Raw genomic sequence first — 16,201 nt, forward strand, 5'->3', positions numbered from 1 at the left:
ATAGATTTTTCCCTCATTATCTATATCTAGAGCTAAATTTTCATTAGCTATTTTTTCTAAAAAAATATCAACAGATTCGTAATCTATTTTTTTAAAGTTATTAGATAAATTAGTGTTATTTTTATCTAAAAGGCTAACTTGCGTGGAGCTACTGTTAGTTTTGCCAGTTCGCATACTTTTTGGTATTTTTAATATAAGTGAGTTAAATTCTAATTTTTTGAAAATATCTAACAATTTATTATAATCAAAATTAGTTATATCTGCATCTTCTAGATTTAGCTTTACTGGAGCATCAGTCCAAATTTTAGCAAGATCTTTACTCATAAAGGCAAGATCTTTTCCTGCTGCTAACTTTTTTACCCAAGATGGTTTTATATTTTCTAAGTTGCTATAGATATTTTCTAGAGTATTAAACTCTTGAAGAAGTGCTGTTGCTGTTTTAATTCCAATACCAGGAACTCCTGGGATATTATCGCTCGAATCTCCTTGTAAAGATTTAAGGTCTAAAAATTGAGACTGTTTTAATCTATATTTTTCTTCAAAATATTTTAGATTAAATTCTTCAATTTGCGAAAACCCTTTTTTCATAGCATATACTTTAGTATTTTCACTAATTAATTGAAGCATATCTAAATCACTTGTAATTAAATTACTTTCAATACCTAATGAGTTAGCTTGAACACTTATAGTTCCTAATATATCATCAGCTTCATACCCATCACATTCAAACAATGGCCAATGAAGAGCTTCTAATAGCTCTTTCAAAATAGGGAATTGAGCATAAAAGTCTTCAGGAGGAGTCTTTCTGCCGGCTTTATACTCAGAATATATAGCAGTTCTTTTTGAGGTAGAGGTTCCTTTTTTATCCCATGCAACAACTACATAATCAGGATTGATTTTTTTAATAACTTCTAAGGCTAAGCTTGCAAATCCATAAACTCCACCAGTTGGCGTACCATCTGCTGTTGATAAATTTTCCATAGCGTAATACCCTCTATAGAATACACTTTTACCATCAATAACTACCAACTTTTTCATTACTTTATTATAGCATAGAATAAAATAAAGCTTATTGTTAAGCTTTATTTTATATCTTCTATATTGCTGATTAGCACTTCACGAGGCTTAGACCCATTGCTTGGCCCTACTATGCCTTGCTCTTCCATTTCATCTATCAGCTTAGCTGCTCTTCCGTAGCCTATCCCTAGGCGTCTTTGTAAATAAGTTACTGAGGCCCTTCCGTTAAGGACTGCCTTAACAGCATCTTCAAATAGTGAATCGGAGCTACCACTAATATCACCCATTACTATGCCACCTTTTTCGCCTACTTGAACCTGTTGGGCTATAACCTCATTGTTATACCTTGGAGGAGCTTGAAGTCTTAGATAATCACATATTTTATTTACTTCATCATCAGTTACCCATGCACCTTGCACGCGTTTTGGTTTACTCATACCATTAACATAGAATAGCATATCTCCTTGACCAAGCAGTTTTTCTGCTCCACCTTGATCTAAGATAGTTCGTGAGTCAACATTTGACGCAACAGTAAAGGCTATACGGCTTGGTACATTGGCTTTTATAAGTCCAGTAACAACATTTACGCTAGGTCTTTGTGTAGCTAGAACTAGGTGGATACCTACTGCCCTTGCTTTTTGTGCTAATCTAACAATTAAAGCTTCAACTTCCTTAGAAGCAACCATCATTAAGTCGGAAAGCTCATCAATAATAATTACTATATAAGACATAGTTTCTAAAGGTTCTTCATCCTCAGATTTAGAATTTTCTTTAGATTTAGCAATAACCATTTTATTATAGCTTTTAATTTCTCTAATTTTTTCTTTAGCTAATAGCTCATAACGATGTTCCATTTCATTTACTGCCCATTTTAATGCAGATAATGCCTTTTCTGGTTCGTTAATTACAGGAGTTAATAAATGAGGAATATCTTCATATGGAGCCATTTCTACTTTTTTAGGGTCAACCAAAATAAGTTTCATTTCTTCAGGACTATGTCTATATAAAAGGCTCGTAAGTAAAGAGTTCATCATTACTGATTTACCAGAGCCAGTTTGTCCAGCAATAAGTAAATGAGGCATTTTGGATAGTTTACCTACTACACCTTCCCCAGAAATATCTTTACCTACAGCAAAACTTAATGGGTCATGTTCATTTTTCCATTCTTTTGAGTTCATTATGCTAAATAAACGGACATCTGCAGACTTTATATTTGGCACCTCAATACCAACAGCTCTTTTTCCGGGTATTGGAGCTTCTATTCTTAAAGAAGTAGCTGCTAAATTTAAAGCTATATTACTCTCTAAAGCTTCTATCCTACTAAGCTTAACCCCACTAGGTGGTCTTAGGGTATATTGAGTTACTCTTGGTCCAATATTAGCAGACTCCATTTCAACATCAATATTAAATTCTTTCAATGTGTTTTTAATAGTTACCGCATTCTGCTCTATATCTCCAGCATCTGCGGGAGATTGAGATTTTTCTAGCAAATCAAAACTTGGTTTTTGCCAGTTAGAGATAATGAAAGAAGCTGTAGCAGGCTCTTTTGTAGCTTCTTTTTCAACTTTGGCTTTATTTTCTTTTATTTTACTAATAGGATTAATTTTTTTATTAGATTCTTTTTTATTTAGTATTTCTACTCCGGCATTTAATTTTAGCTCAGTAGATTCTTTATTTTTTGATGATTCTTTTATAGTTGTTTCTTCTGAGGCTTTTTTAAAGATATTTGTATTCATTATATCATTTTTTGTAAAGTCGTTAGTTTTTAGTAGTTCTGCTATTTTTTGTATAACAATAATTGGAGTTATGCGTAATACTGATAATACTAAAATAAAAATAGATAATATATAGATAATGCCAGCTACAATTGAATTCACCAAGCTAAGTAGTAAATGATTCATGAATGATCCAATAGCTCCACCAAAATGTATTCCAGATTTACTATAGAATAAGCCGAAAAATCCACTAAATAAAGTTAATATAATAATAGAGCAAAAGACACTTAAGCCAGATAATTTATTTTGTTCATTTCTAAAAATTTCTACACACAGATATATTAAAATTAAAGGTAAAATAAAAGTAGAATACCCCATTATATTTAATAGTATTTTATGTAGGCCTATTAATACTGGCCCCCCACTACCAAACCAAGATAAAATTAAGAAAAAACTAAAAACAATAGTAATTACTGCACCAACTTGTGCCCAAAAACCTGCTGGTAATGTATTTTGTTTTGATACATTTTTTTTTGATTTACCTTTTGTTTTTTTAGCCATAATCTTTTTTATTATAGCATATTTACTACTGTATTTCAAGATTGATAGTTGCTATACTAGAGAGAGTAGCGACGATAATATCCCAAGGATTAGAGGTTCTTTTAATTAATTTATCTGCCTGGCTGATTTTTTCTATAATAAAATCAGTATTATTTGAATCGATATATTGAATTAAAGGTTTTATTTTATTAAGAGCCCATTCGTTAGCTTCTATGTCTTTTGCTATTTTTTTAATAGACAAATTATTATCAAGACCTATTTTTAGGGATATTATTTGAAAAAATTGAGTAGAAAGTAGTCCTAAAAGTTTATAAGCTCCTTCATTACCCTCTATATTTTTTATAATATTAATATTGGATAATAAATTATGAATATCTCTTTTTAGCGTTAATTCTAAGAGATTAAAAGTATTGCTTTCTAAACTAGGGGGTATAAAGTGCTTAATATTTTCTTCGTTAATATCACCAAGCAAAGATAATTTTTCTATTGCTTCTTTAATTTTCCATTCGTCATACCCCACCCAATCAATAAGGGTTTTGGCTGTTTGCATGTCTAAAGATATTCCGTTATTTTTGGCTAATATCCTTGCGAGTTCAATAACATTGTTATGATCTTTTTTTGATAGACTTTTAAACTCTTTAAAAGTAGCTACATTAGATAGTTCTTTATATATTTTGCTACGCTTATCGAAAGAATCTTCAATAATACAAATATAATTATCTGTAGATAACCTATCGAGGAGTGGGACAATCTTACTCCAAATATTATTATTTAAACTAATATCTTTTGCTATTATAAATTTCTTTTCAGAAAATAAGCTTGCACCAGATATTATGGATATAAATTGGTCTTCTTCTATATTCTCCGAATTTATATTTTCTATAGTGAAACCCTTATTTTCAAAGTCTTTTTTTAGCTTTGATAACTCTCTTAGCTTCTCGAAACTATTATCTCCATATAGTATGATAATTCTACTCTTCATATTATTTCACCTTCTGGCAATTCTCGCAAATATGTGTACCCCTACCTGCTACTTTTATTTTAGATATTCTAAATTTTTTACATCTCTTGCATATCTCATTATTTTTATGATATACAGATGCATATTCTAAATAATTGCCGCGAGTTCCATCTGCCTTCACATAATTACGATCAGTCGATCCACCTCTTTGAATAGATATTTTCATAACTTTTCTAATAGCTTTATATAAATTTTCTAGATCTACGGACGATAGTTTATTTACTCTTGTTTCAGGATGTATTTTTGCTTCCCATAGGGATTCATCTGCATATATGTTTCCCACTCCTGCAATAACAGACTGGTCTAAAATAGTAGGTTTTATCATACTATTTTGTTTTAAAGAAACCCTCTCTATAAAATGTTCAACTTTAAAACTATCCTCAAGGGGTTCTGGTCCAACTTTTTTGAAAAAAGGTAGGTTATTTATTTCGCTAGTTGGTAATAAAATTATATAACCAAATTTTCTTTGATCATTAAAAAATAATTTAGTATTATCACTAAAAGAGAATGTTACTCTAGTAGATTTATTTGGCAAATTAGCTAAGAAATCATCATTAGGATGTCCACCACCCCAATTACATTCCCCTCTATATACTAGCTGCCCAGTCATTCTTAAGTGACATATTAGCGAATAGTTAGTATTTAGATCTATAATAATAACTTTTGCTCTACGGCGAACAGCTTTTATGATGCTATTTATTAAGAAGTTTTCAACTGCGTTAATATCATTAGGAAAACTTTTTTTCCAATCACTTTCTACTGAGACTACTTTTTTATTAAGAATTAATTTATTTAGTCCTTTTACTACTGTTTCTACTTCTGGAAGCTCTGGCATAAACTATCAATATCCTTTATAGCTTGGTTATTATTTTGATATAGGATTGAATATATCCCTAACGAATTAGCAACAGTTATATTATCTTTTAAGTCGTCTAATAATACTATTTTATAATTAGGATAAAATTCTTGTACCTGTAAAAAAGCATCTATGCTAGGCTTATATTTTTTCGTTTCTTGTGATATAAAAATACTGTCAAAAAGGTCTAGTTCTTCATTAGTAAAATATTTTTTTAGAGTTTTTTTATCAGTATTGGATAAAATTGATAGTTTAACCCCCTGCATATGTAAATGCTTAAGATGGTCTAATAACTCTATATTTTTCCTAAAGCAATACTGAAATAATTGCTCGGAAGATGTTTCTTTGGTTATTAGAACACCAAAGCAATCTAAGGCTATAACACTATCTTCTTGATAGTTCATCTATGCCTAAATCTTTTACTACTTTTTGATGGTCAGGTATTTGAGAAATAAATAGATTTTGTAACTGTTGAGTATTAGCCTTAAGCGATCCTACAGATCCTCTACAGGTAGATGTCCAAAGGTGTTTTTCGAGGGTATCGTTTTTGAGCACTGAGAAATCATATAGGTGACCAGTAGCACAAACTCCAAGTAGGTCATCTTCCTTACCGCTAAAAGATTGTCCTTTCATCATATTAGCCTTATCTAAAGCGTGTATAAATTGATCGTAGGCGTCAGGGCTGTTAGGAAGGCTCACTTGTTTAATTACTTCACCTAAATAACCTTTATATGTAGTTAAAACTCTTTTAGATTGAGATACTTCTACAGTATATGACCTAAAGTTTTCATTAGCAACAATTGGTCCACGAACTGTCATTTTTACACTTCTATTTGGCTCGTTAGTTTTCCAATCTTCTACTGGTTCTTCAACTTTACTTTTTTCTTCAACTTTTTGCTCATCAGTTCCAAAAAAACTTTGTCCTATAGTTACTAAGGTTGCTATTGCTAATATAGCAATAGCGATAATTAGAAGTATTGGAGCGATTCGTATTATTTTATCTTTCATATTTTTACCTCTTAAAATAGATTAATCTTCTAGATACTCGTGTAGTTTCTTGGAATCTTTGTGCTTTCGCAATTTAAGTAACGCTTTAGCTTCGATTTGCCTAATTCTTTCACGTGTAACTGCAAACTCTAATCCCACCTCTTCTAATGTATGGCTTTTAGTCCCATTTAACCCGAAACGCATTTCTATAATTTTTCTTTCACGATCAGATAAACTTCCTAAAATTTCGCCAACTTGGTCTTTAAGCATTTGTATTGTGGTAGATTCTTCTGGACTTTTAGTATCTTCATCTTCAATAAAATCACCTAATGTAGACTCTTCGCCGTCATCTCCATCTCTACCAATACCAGCATCTAATGAAGTAATATCTTGTTTAATTTTTTGAATATATTCAACTTTTTCAGGTTCAATATCAAGCTCTTTAGCAATTTCTTCATTAGTTGGTTCACGGTTTAGCTCTTGAGTTAGTCTACGTGTAACACGCATTAACTTATTAATAGTTTCAACCATATGAACAGGAATACGAATAGTTCTGGCTTGGTCGGCTATCGCTCTAGTAATAGCTTGTCTAATCCACCATGTTGCATAGGTAGAGAATTTAAATCCTTTTTCTGGATCAAACTTTTCTACAGCCTTTAAAAGACCAGTGTTTCCCTCTTGAATTAAATCTAATAAATCAAGGCCTCTTCCAGAATAGCGTTTAGCAATAGAAACAACTAGACGCATATTTGCTTCTGCCATCTTATCTTTGGCCCTTCTATCGCCCTCTAGTGCTTTTTGGGCTAGCTCCATCTCTTCTTCAATACTTAAAAGAGGTATTCTACCTATTTCGCGTAAGTACATCCTTACGGAATCATCAGAAATATCATCAACAAAAGAACTGTTTAATAAATCTTCTTCGGTAATGTCGTTTTCTTCTTCATTCAGTGCGTTAAAATCTGGTTCGTCAGGATCCTGTACGCCAACTGTTGCATCTACAATTCCGTCTTCATTTAATATTTCTTCCGGAAGTTCATTTTTTTTACTTCTTGCCACGATTTAGTTCCTTATTTAGTTTTATAATTTGATTTAAAATTACAGTTTTTTCTTTGTCGTCATTTTCAATTTCGATATCCTCTAGCCTGCTAAGTAAATTTTGCTTTTGTTTTTGTAAGTTTTCAATTTTAACCTTCTGAACCAAACGCTCTATTTCTGCTTGAGAGCTACTCTTAATAACACCAAGCCGTTCTTCCGCTTTCAGTAGCAAAATTTTAACATAATTATCGTTTTTTTGCAACATATCTTCATCGCTATTTAAGATTGCATTTAATATATTTTGACGCTCTTCTCCATGTAAATAGGTAGGTTTAATGGGTTTTAGATATCTTATTAAATTTCGATCAGCTAGTATTAGTGCTAATAAATCATCCTCATAAATAAAGCTATCATTTATTGGCTCTACTTTTTGAATTTTTGTTTTTTTCTTGCGAATAATAGTAGGGCTATTATCGTCTTTATGCTTTGCTAATAGAGACTCTTTTGAAATTCCAATCCTTTTAGCAATATCCTTTAAATAGAACTCTTTTTCTACTGGATCATTAATTTTTCCTAATAGTTTTAAAGCTATAGTAGAGAATTTCTTTTTACCAGTAGCTTCAGCAATATTTAATCTTTTTTCATATTGGTCTAATATCCACTCAATAGCAGGTTTAGGTGAATTTATTGCTTTCGTCCATAATTCTGCAGATTTTTGTATTAATTCATCAGGGTCTTTTACTCTTTCTTCCCCTTGGTTTAAAGTTATAATTGACAAATCTATTCCAGTTTCCTGAGCTAATGATATTGCCCTTTCTGTAGCTTTAATTCCAGCATCATCAGAATCAAAACATAGCCTAATATCCCCTGAAAAACGAGAAAGAGTCTTTAAGTGTTTTGAAGTGATGGCCGTTCCTGCTGTCGCAACTACATTCTTCACCCCTGCCTGATGGCTAGATATTACATCCATATTACCTTCTACTACAACTATAAAACCACTTTTACGTATCTCACTTTTTGCCTGAAAAAGGCCAAAAACATTACTAGATTTATCATAAAGTAATGTCTGAGGAGTATTAAGATATTTAGGAGCATTTTGAATATCTCTTATTAGCCTACCAGTAAAGCCAACAGGTGCTCCCGATATATCTTGTAAGGAAATTGTTAGACGATCTCTAAAAATATCTCCATCAAACCTATTAGTTAGCCCAGCTGATTTAATGTCCTGCAAACTAAATCCCCTCTTAATTAAGAAATCTACTAATATTTTACCGTGCCTAGGAGCATATCCTATTTTAAATTCTTGTATTATTTCTCTAGTTAAACCACGGTTTTTAGCGTATTGCAAAGCTTCCTTATCTTTCGACAGGCAATACTGAAAAAAATTAGAACTAAGAGATAGAATTTCATAATAAATCTTCTTCTTTTTGTTTATGTATTCCGCTTTTTTATTATCGAATTGTTGTAATTCTACTCCAGATTTTCTAGCCAATAATTCTAAAGATTCACGAAAGGTTAGTCCTTCGACTTCCATAATAAAACTGAAGATATCACCACCCTTACCAGAAGAAAAATCGTGCCAAATTTGCTTATCGCTGCTAATTATAAGACTAGGAGTTCTTTCATTAGTCCAGGGACTTAACGCTTTAAAATTCCTCCCTGCACGTTTTAAATCTAAGTATTCACTAGCTAAGTCTTCTATATTAATGCGTGAACGTATTTCTTCCGTAGCGTTATCGTGCATATAAGTATTTTAGCATAACGCTAGTTATTTAGCTATTTACTTACTTTCTTTACTAAACTGTTTTATTTGTTCTATGGATGTTTTAAGGTTGCTTTCTATAGAATCAAGAGTTTCTTTGTTTTGCTTATTTGATTCATGTTTTTTACGATAAGAGATTAAATCTTTTACTATAGATAAATGATAGGAATATTCTCTTGAATAAACTTGATCTATAGTTGCATTTAAGAACGCATCGTCAAGGGTTGTATCTAGTTTTTTATAGGTTGACTCTAATTGCTTATAATATTTAGGTTGATCTTTTTTATTTATTTTAGGCATTTGGATCTTAGCTTTGTTCATTACAGATTTAAACTCAGCTAAATTAGTTGCTAAGCTTGAAGATACGCTGGAATTTATTGCTGATAGTTTGCTATCTTTTATTTTCTTCTGATATTTTACTGATATATTTTGAAGATTGTCTAGATTGTAATAGATTTTGACATAATTCTCGGTAACCGTTTCACTTTTATTACCAAATAATATTAAATACATAGAAAAAAGTAATGCACAAGCTAGTATAATTGCTCCAATAATTTTGCCTATAGTCCAAAAAGGTTGCTGTTTTTTTGGTGCAATTTTATTTAAATATTCTATAGTGTAGGGATTTTCGGTATCTGTATTATTTATTGTAGGTTGTGGATTTTGACTATAAATATTTTGTTGGTTAGGAAATTGACCATTATTTTGTATATTTAAGTTAGGGTCATAGCCTTGCCCATTATATTGATTACCATATACTTGGGGTTGCTGGACATTCGGTAATGTTGCATTAATATTATTATTTATTGTAGGTTGTGGATTTTGACTATAAATATTTTGTTGGTTAGGAAATTGACCATTATTTTGTATATTTAAGTTAGGGTCATAGCCTTGCCCATTATAGTTTTGATTATAGTCGTTTGAGTTATCCATAGTTAACTCTATTTTATCATACTTAAGCTTTAATAAAAATAAAGTTACGCTTCGGATACTAGTTGGTAAGATAAGCTAATAAGGTCTATAGCTTCCTCTTTAGGTATCTGGCCAAAACCAATAATCATATTCCAAGTATTTTGGTCTAATAATTTACTTGGCACTACACTCTCTTTTTCTCTAAGTAGACGAGATAAGTTTTTATCGGCCTTAACTTCAAAACGAACAGGAAAATTGCCCTTATGTAATATAGCAAAAATTGGATCCTGTTCAAGATCTATTATTTTTTTAAGTCTTGAATTAAATTTATTAATTTCAAATTCGCTTAACTCTTCAGCATTTTCAAGTTTATTTTCAGTAGCTTTTTGCATTTCTTCTAAGTTTATCTTAAACAAAACTATACTGTTTTGATCATCATTCTCACAGTAACTATGCTCAAAATTAAGTAAAAAGTTTTTAAGTTCATCAAAAGTCATTTTTTCACCTTCTTTAGATAATATTTTAATTCCATAATAGACCCTCTAATATCGTCTAATGCCCTATGCTCTTCTGGTTTAGCAAATACACGATGGTACTTTTCATTCATAACTATTTTCCAGGAGGTAACATCTAGCATCCTGTAATGTAATAATTCATCTAAATTTTTCCACTCAGATCGAATAAACCTACGGTCTTGATGTATGGAATTTCCAGCTAGAATAATTTTTTCATTATTAGAAATATCTTCTTTGAAGTGTTCGTTTAAGAAACTTATTAATTCCTGCTCTACTTCTTTAGAAGATGAAGAAGATTGTCTATTCTGTTCAATAAGACTATTTTTTACATCAGAGAACTTATCCCAAAAATCACCAACCATTCTTTCTTTGATAATTTTAGGAGATACTTTTACTGCAGATTCAAAAGTAGCTATTTCATTAAAGTCCCAATCAGTAATAATAGCTGCTACTTCTAATATCCTGTCTTTCTTTGGGTTTAATCCTGTCATTTCTAGATCAACCCATAATATTTTTTTATCCATTACTTTTATTATATATTAAAAACACTTTAAAAATCAAAAAAAGAGCAATAAAGCTCTATATGATATTTGGCGGAGAGAACAGGATTCGAACCTGCGAGAGCCTTTCGACCCAACACGCGTTCCAGGCGTGCGCCTTAAACCACTCGGCCATCTCTCCTTGCTTTTTATTATATCATATTTATTTTTAATATTTCCTTTTGGCTTTTAGTTTTATAATAAGAAAAGAAAAACCCACATTAGTGGGTTAAGAAAACTACCAAAGATAGATTTAATGGTTATTTTTTCTTAGATTTATTTATCATATCCATATAAGATACATCAATAAAATCTTTTTTCTTAATCTTAAGTATTTTTATAATATCATCAACCTTTTTCTCTGCCAATTCTCTTCGATCATTTTTAGGGAGGATATACTCAACTTCAATAAAATTACCTAAGCCAATAACTTCGTCTAAATGGAATCTAATATTCTCTTTAAGATAAAGGGTTCTAATCTTTTTCACTTCACCAATTTTTCCCATTAATTTTGAAAGCACGGAATTAACTAGCCTAGGATTTTTTACTTTTATTCGTTTATATTTAGAAATCTTTCTTCCAGCAATGTTTTGGCGAATGTAAAAAATTAGTTCAGACTCTGAGCCGTTGACGGTTCGCATCTTTAACCTACCAAGCTTAAAATTATAGAAGATATCTTGTTGTTTTAATATTTCTGGGCTTGCTTGACTGTATTTTGCAATAATATTTTCTGCTAAATTTCGATTATTTAATTTTGCTTTAAATTCTATATTTGATGACATCTTAATCTCTATTTAATAGACTATAAATTATTAAATTCTTTTTGTACTTTTGAGAGTTCTGCTCGTTTTTCACTTAGATCTAATCTTGTCTCCTCTACTAACTCTTTTGGAGCTTTTTCTACATAGTTTTTATTTGCAAGGCGACTTTCTAAGTTTTGAATTTGAGTAGATAATATTTCTACTCTATTTTTTAAGTCTTCCTTATATTCAATAAGAATCTTATTTGGTATATCTAAAAATGCACCTAAGCCACTGCCAGCTAAAGCAAAGCCCTGTGGATTATCACTTTTTATTATTTCGGGAACTCTTGATAGATGTTTTATTATTTCACTATTTTCATCTATTAAGCCGTCATTAGAATATATTAAGTTATAGTGTTTCTTTTTTGGAAGTTCTGCTGTTATTCTACGAATTTCAATTACTAACTCTTGAATTCTTTCAAACCCTTTAGCTTGCATTTCGTTATATTCTAATTTTTCAGAAAAATTCTGACTAGCTAAAATACCACTAGTCCAAGGTAGTGATTGCCAAATAGTTTCTGTTACGAAAGGTGCAAAAGGATGAGCTAGCTTTAAGCAGAATTCTAAAGCCCATTTTAATAGTTCATTATTAGGGTTATTTTTAGATGCTTCTACGTACCAATCCGCCACAACATTCCATACAGTTTGATAAATTAATTCCCCTGCTTCTGAAAATCTATAGTCTTTAATATATTCATCTAGTTGATCTTGGACGTTGTTAAGTTCTCTAACAAGCCAACTGTCTGCAGGCGTGATTACTTCAGGTTTTTTCGTAGACGGAAGATCTCCTACCTTTTCTGCTATAAAACGAGAAATGTTCCATAGTTTATTACAGAAATTACGTCCAGCTATAACCTTATTTTTGGCAAAAGCTTGGTTTTGGCCAGCTGATCGTGAGGCGATAATTCCAAGCCTAAAAGCGTCAGATCCGTATTCGGCAATAACATCCATAGGATTAATTACATTGCCCTTAGATTTACTCATCTTTTGGCCTTTTTCGTCTAGAACCATGCCGTGCAAATATACCTCTTTAAAAGGAATCTCTCCGGTGCAGTATATTCCAAGCATGATCATGCGTGAAATCCATGGGAATATTAGGTCGTGTCCAGTTTCCATTACGCTATTAGGATAAAATTTAGCTAGATCCCCATTTTCTAAGTAGTCTGTAGTAATAAATGGCCATTGACCACTAGAAAACCATGTATCTAGAGTATCTTCATCTCTAATATAGGTTTTACCGTCTTTTTCAATAGTTTTTTGATATACTTGATTGCTAAAAATCCAATCGGTTTTATCTTCTTTATTTACGAACATTGGAATTGGTATTCCCCAAGGGATTTGTCTAGATATATTCCAGTCTCTTATATTCTCTAAATAATTACATAATACATTGCTTTTATTCTCTGGCACGAAGCGTATTCTGCCCTCTTTAATAGCTTTTAAGGCTCTCTTTGCTAGAGGTTTTGTAGAAATAAACCACTGCTCTTTTATTAATGGTTGTATTGGCTCGCCTGATTTATAGTCATAACCAACTACATGGGTAATATCTTCTTCTTTAAATAATGCATTTACTTTCTTTAGGTCATTTAATATGGCTTTTCTAGCTTCAAGTGGAGCCATACCTTTGTATTTTCCGGCTTCTTCTGTCATTTTACCATCAAATCCAATAACTTGGATTTTTTCTAAATTGTGACGTTTTCCAACTTCAAAATCATTGGGATCATGAAAAGGTGTTATCTTAACTACCCCTGTACCATAATTAGGGTCAGCATATTCATCAGCTATAATCTTAATTTCACGGTCAATAAGAGGAATTCTTACGCTTTTACCAATTAATTTTTCATATCTTTCATCTGTAGGGTTTACTGCTAATGCAGAGTCTCCAAGCATTGTCTCAGGCCGAGTAGTTGAAACTAGCATATATTGTACTTCTTGGCCATATTCCCCTATTACTGGATATGCAATAGTCCATAGCTTACCTTTTTCTTCTTTATAATCAACCTCTATATCTGCATAAGAAGTTTGAAAAGCTGTAGAATAATTTACTATTCTCTCTCCACGATAAAGCAAACCTTCATCCCACATTTTTTTGAAAGTTTGGTAAACTCGTTTAACTACTTTATCATCTAGCGTAAAAGTAGACTTTTCCCAGTCTGCACCTACACCTAAAGCTCGTAATTGAAGTTCCATCCCTCCACGTTGTTTAGAGACAAAATCCCACACCTGCTGGTATAGTTCATCTCTAGAGAAGTCGAAACGGCTTTTACCCTCTTTATTTAAAAGGCGTTCATAAACTACCCATGTTTCAAAACCTGCATGGTCTGCTCCTGGTAAATATACAGCATCATACCCTTTTAACCTATGATAACGCACCAAGATATCCTCTACGGCAGCCATTAAACCGTGGCCGATATGTAGGTTACCGTTAGCATTTGGTGGAGGCATTACTATAGAATAAGGAACCCCTACCCCTGTAGAGCTAAAAGTATTAGAGGTTTCCCAAAGAGTATATATCTCTGGTTCGTAATTATTTGGTTCGTATGTTTTAGTAAATTTCATAGTAATTATTACATCCAATTTGTTAGTATTTCACGGGAAATATTAATGATGCATCTAACAATATTTCCCGTGAAATATGGCAAATACTACTAGACATAAAACTCTTTTCCCGTTTTTATTTTCTATATTATTATACCATATCTTACCATTTTAAGATATAAAAATCCCTATTTTAAATTAAAATAGGGAAGTTAAATTTAGTTATTTTTTTGTGTGTTTAAAGCCAGGTACTTTGTTTCATTGATAGGGAAGGTTTTACTTCTAAATCTAGAGGGGAGGAAGGTATTCCAAGAATAGCATGATAAACTCCTAGAGTAGCTATCATCGCTGCATTATCTGTACAGAATTGAGGTTCTACGATATAAATATTTTGAGAGGGGAGTTGTTTATTTACTTCCTCTCGCAGTCTTTCATTTGCGGCTACACCACCAGCTATAACGATATTATTGATATTGTATTCTTTGCTAGCTTTCACTAATTTATCTACTAATGTCTCACAGGCTACTTTTTGAAAACTGGCAGCGAAATCATATTTTTGTTGGTTAGTCATTTTTTCAGCAAGCTTAAAGCTAGGAAAATTAAAATCAACATTTACTTCTTTTTGTATCGCTCTAAGTACAGCAGTTTTTAGTCCAGAAAAGCTAAAATCATACTTATTAGAAAGTTTTGCTTTAGGCAGTTTATATTTATTTTCGTCACCTTTTTTTGCATATTCTGATATTGCTGGCCCACCAGGGTAGGGTAATCCAATAATCTTAGCAACCTTATCGAACGCTTCACCTACGGCATCATCTTGGGTTTCTCCAAGTATTTGGTAATCACTATGACCATTAAATAGTACAATTTGCGAATGACCACCACTTACTACTAATGATAAGAAAGGAAAACTAGGTATTTTGGTAGATAAAAAGCTAGCATAAATATGTGCTTCAACATGATGAACAGGGTAGAGGGGTTTATTGAAAGTATATGCATATGCACGCGCTGCTAAAGTACCTATTAGTAATGAACCATTTAATCCTGGTGCATAGCTTACTGCTACTGCATCAATATCCTTAAATTTTAAACCAGCATCATGTAAAGCTTTATTTATTACAGGGTTAATATATTCTATATGTGATCGTGCTGCTATTTCAGGAATTACCCCTCCAAATTGGGCATGTATATTTATTTGTGAGTGAACAATATTGCTAAGTAATTTTGGTGCAACTATTATTTTTTTGATTTTCTCTTTTTGGGAGTTTATTAAATTTAAAAGATCAGTATTTTTGGGTAAATTTAAATCACTATTTCTTAATTCTACTATAGCAGCTGCAGTTTCGTCGCAAGTGCTTTCTATCCCTAAAACTATCATAGTTATATTTTAACACTGATAGTGGCAAAAATATATAATACTATGATATTATTATGAGTAATGAATGAAATTCGTAACGATACGGAAGAGATAATAGCTACAAAACAAGCTATAGATAAGAATGCTATTGAAACAGAGAGCAGGGCTGTTGGGTGGACGGCTATTTTTGCTCCTATAGTATTTTTTCCGTTTGGCATATATTTTTCTATTATACCTATTATTATAATTACTAGAGCTTTTCATTATGTTAAAAAAAGAGAGTATCGATATGGAAAGTCAAAGAACTCAACACTTGTTTTAGTAGGTCTGTGTATTTCTATTTTAATAATAGCCTATCAACTATATACACTATATAACCTAATAAACTATCAACACGAGGTTACTAGCGATCCTTATAATAAAGTAAGATAACTTGCAAAAAATATCATTTTATGGTATAAGTATATTGTATATTACATAGCATTTTAAAATAAATATCTACCCCTTCAAAAATATTCGTACCAAAGTGTAGGCGTAATTATGAAGGGGTAGAATCCTCTTCGAATAAAATATTCCAGGAGGAAGAA

General features: G+C 31.6%; 15 protein-coding genes and 1 tRNA gene. 1 reads left to right on the forward strand and 15 read right to left on the reverse strand.

Annotation, left to right across the window (positions count from 1 at the left end; genetic code table 11):
- The 15 genes from G6CMJM_RS01805 to tsaD form a co-directional block, all read right to left on the reverse strand.
- Positions 1-1,038: 5'-3' exonuclease (locus tag G6CMJM_RS01805; protein WP_206660766.1), on the reverse strand; the 1,038-nt coding region annotated here is incomplete at its 3' end.
- A gap of 44 nt (positions 1,039-1,082) precedes the next feature.
- Positions 1,083-3,293 (reverse strand): FtsK/SpoIIIE family DNA translocase, encoded by a 2,211-nt coding sequence (locus G6CMJM_RS01810; protein WP_129718775.1) that lies wholly within the window; start codon positions 3,291-3,293, stop codon positions 1,083-1,085.
- A 25-nt stretch (positions 3,294-3,318) separates the two neighbouring features.
- The gene (gene holA / locus G6CMJM_RS01815) at positions 3,319-4,275 is read right to left on the reverse strand and encodes a DNA polymerase III subunit delta (protein WP_129718776.1); all 957 of its coding nucleotides are present in this window, start codon (positions 4,273-4,275) and stop codon (positions 3,319-3,321) included.
- Between the two features lies 1 nt (position 4,276).
- Positions 4,277-5,149, reverse strand: coding sequence for a bifunctional DNA-formamidopyrimidine glycosylase/DNA-(apurinic or apyrimidinic site) lyase (gene mutM / locus G6CMJM_RS01820; protein ID WP_129718777.1), 873 nt, complete (start codon positions 5,147-5,149; stop codon positions 4,277-4,279).
- Positions 5,128-5,574: an HAD family hydrolase gene (locus tag G6CMJM_RS01825; protein ID WP_129718778.1), complete on the reverse strand. Its 447-nt coding sequence runs from the start codon at positions 5,572-5,574 to the stop codon at positions 5,128-5,130. Before G6CMJM_RS01825 ends, mutM begins: the two co-directional genes overlap by 22 nt.
- Complete coding sequence (locus G6CMJM_RS01830) at positions 5,555-6,178, reverse strand: hypothetical protein (RefSeq protein WP_129718779.1); 624 nt, start codon at positions 6,176-6,178, stop codon at positions 5,555-5,557. Before G6CMJM_RS01830 ends, G6CMJM_RS01825 begins: the two co-directional genes overlap by 20 nt.
- Positions 6,179-6,199: 21 nt before the next feature.
- Positions 6,200-7,159 carry an RNA polymerase sigma factor RpoD gene (rpoD, locus tag G6CMJM_RS01835; RefSeq protein WP_420887510.1) on the reverse strand — a complete coding sequence of 320 codons (960 nt, stop codon included), beginning with the start codon at positions 7,157-7,159 and terminating at the stop codon, positions 6,200-6,202.
- Between the two features lie 40 nt (positions 7,160-7,199).
- On the reverse strand, positions 7,200-8,936 hold the full coding sequence (dnaG, locus tag G6CMJM_RS01840; RefSeq protein ID WP_129718780.1) for a DNA primase: 1,737 nt from the start codon (positions 8,934-8,936) through the stop codon (positions 7,200-7,202).
- A 36-nt stretch (positions 8,937-8,972) separates the two neighbouring features.
- A complete protein-coding gene (locus G6CMJM_RS01845; RefSeq protein ID WP_129718781.1) occupies positions 8,973-9,887 on the reverse strand; it encodes a hypothetical protein in 915 nt (304 codons plus the stop codon).
- Positions 9,888-9,931: 44 nt separating this feature from the next.
- Complete coding sequence (locus tag G6CMJM_RS01850) at positions 9,932-10,363, reverse strand: MmcQ/YjbR family DNA-binding protein (protein ID WP_129718782.1); 432 nt, start codon at positions 10,361-10,363, stop codon at positions 9,932-9,934.
- On the reverse strand, positions 10,360-10,905 hold the full coding sequence (gene orn, locus G6CMJM_RS01855) for an oligoribonuclease (protein WP_129718783.1): 546 nt from the start codon (positions 10,903-10,905) through the stop codon (positions 10,360-10,362). Before orn ends, G6CMJM_RS01850 begins: the two co-directional genes overlap by 4 nt.
- Positions 10,906-10,972: 67 nt before the next feature.
- Positions 10,973-11,062, reverse strand: a tRNA-Ser gene (locus tag G6CMJM_RS01860).
- Between the two features lie 118 nt (positions 11,063-11,180).
- Entirely contained in the window at positions 11,181-11,702 is a 522-nt protein-coding gene (locus G6CMJM_RS01865; protein WP_129718784.1) for a class IV adenylate cyclase, read from the reverse strand.
- A gap of 20 nt (positions 11,703-11,722) precedes the next feature.
- Positions 11,723-14,281: a valine--tRNA ligase gene (locus G6CMJM_RS01870; RefSeq protein ID WP_129718785.1), complete on the reverse strand. Its 2,559-nt coding sequence runs from the start codon at positions 14,279-14,281 to the stop codon at positions 11,723-11,725.
- Positions 14,282-14,498: 217 nt separating this feature from the next.
- Complete coding sequence (tsaD, locus tag G6CMJM_RS01875) at positions 14,499-15,635, reverse strand: tRNA (adenosine(37)-N6)-threonylcarbamoyltransferase complex transferase subunit TsaD (RefSeq protein WP_129718786.1); 1,137 nt, start codon at positions 15,633-15,635, stop codon at positions 14,499-14,501.
- A 60-nt stretch (positions 15,636-15,695) separates the two neighbouring features.
- Between tsaD and G6CMJM_RS01880 the strand changes: the two genes are divergently transcribed.
- The gene (locus tag G6CMJM_RS01880; protein WP_129718787.1) at positions 15,696-16,046 is read left to right on the forward strand and encodes a hypothetical protein; all 351 of its coding nucleotides are present in this window, start codon (positions 15,696-15,698) and stop codon (positions 16,044-16,046) included.
- Positions 16,047-16,201 lie beyond the last annotated feature (155 nt).

The organism is Candidatus Nanogingivalis gingivitcus (genome assembly GCF_004151455.1).
Classification (GTDB): domain Bacteria; phylum Patescibacteriota; class Saccharimonadia; order Saccharimonadales; family Saccharimonadaceae; genus Nanogingivalis; species Nanogingivalis gingivitcus.

Excerpts from the sequence above, each read along its gene's own strand:
- G6CMJM_RS01810 (WP_129718775.1), bottom strand. The coding sequence starts at position 3,293 with ATGGCTAAAAAAACAAAAGGTAAATCAAAAAAAAATGTATCAAAACAA.
- holA (WP_129718776.1), bottom strand. The coding sequence starts at position 4,275 with ATGAAGAGTAGAATTATCATACTATATGGAGATAATAGTTTCGAGAAG.
- mutM (WP_129718777.1), bottom strand. The coding sequence starts at position 5,149 with ATGCCAGAGCTTCCAGAAGTAGAAACAGTAGTAAAAGGACTAAATAAA.
- G6CMJM_RS01825 (WP_129718778.1), bottom strand. The coding sequence starts at position 5,574 with ATGAACTATCAAGAAGATAGTGTTATAGCCTTAGATTGCTTTGGTGTT.
- G6CMJM_RS01830 (WP_129718779.1), bottom strand. The coding sequence starts at position 6,178 with ATGAAAGATAAAATAATACGAATCGCTCCAATACTTCTAATTATCGCT.
- dnaG (WP_129718780.1), bottom strand. The coding sequence starts at position 8,936 with ATGCACGATAACGCTACGGAAGAAATACGTTCACGCATTAATATAGAA.
- G6CMJM_RS01845 (WP_129718781.1), bottom strand. The coding sequence starts at position 9,887 with ATGGATAACTCAAACGACTATAATCAAAACTATAATGGGCAAGGCTAT.
- G6CMJM_RS01850 (WP_129718782.1), bottom strand. The coding sequence starts at position 10,363 with ATGACTTTTGATGAACTTAAAAACTTTTTACTTAATTTTGAGCATAGT.
- orn (WP_129718783.1), bottom strand. The coding sequence starts at position 10,905 with ATGGATAAAAAAATATTATGGGTTGATCTAGAAATGACAGGATTAAAC.
- G6CMJM_RS01865 (WP_129718784.1), bottom strand. The coding sequence starts at position 11,702 with ATGTCATCAAATATAGAATTTAAAGCAAAATTAAATAATCGAAATTTA.
- G6CMJM_RS01870 (WP_129718785.1), bottom strand. The coding sequence starts at position 14,281 with ATGAAATTTACTAAAACATACGAACCAAATAATTACGAACCAGAGATA.
- tsaD (WP_129718786.1), bottom strand. The coding sequence starts at position 15,635 with ATGATAGTTTTAGGGATAGAAAGCACTTGCGACGAAACTGCAGCTGCT.
- G6CMJM_RS01880 (WP_129718787.1), top strand. The coding sequence starts at position 15,696 with ATGAATGAAATTCGTAACGATACGGAAGAGATAATAGCTACAAAACAA.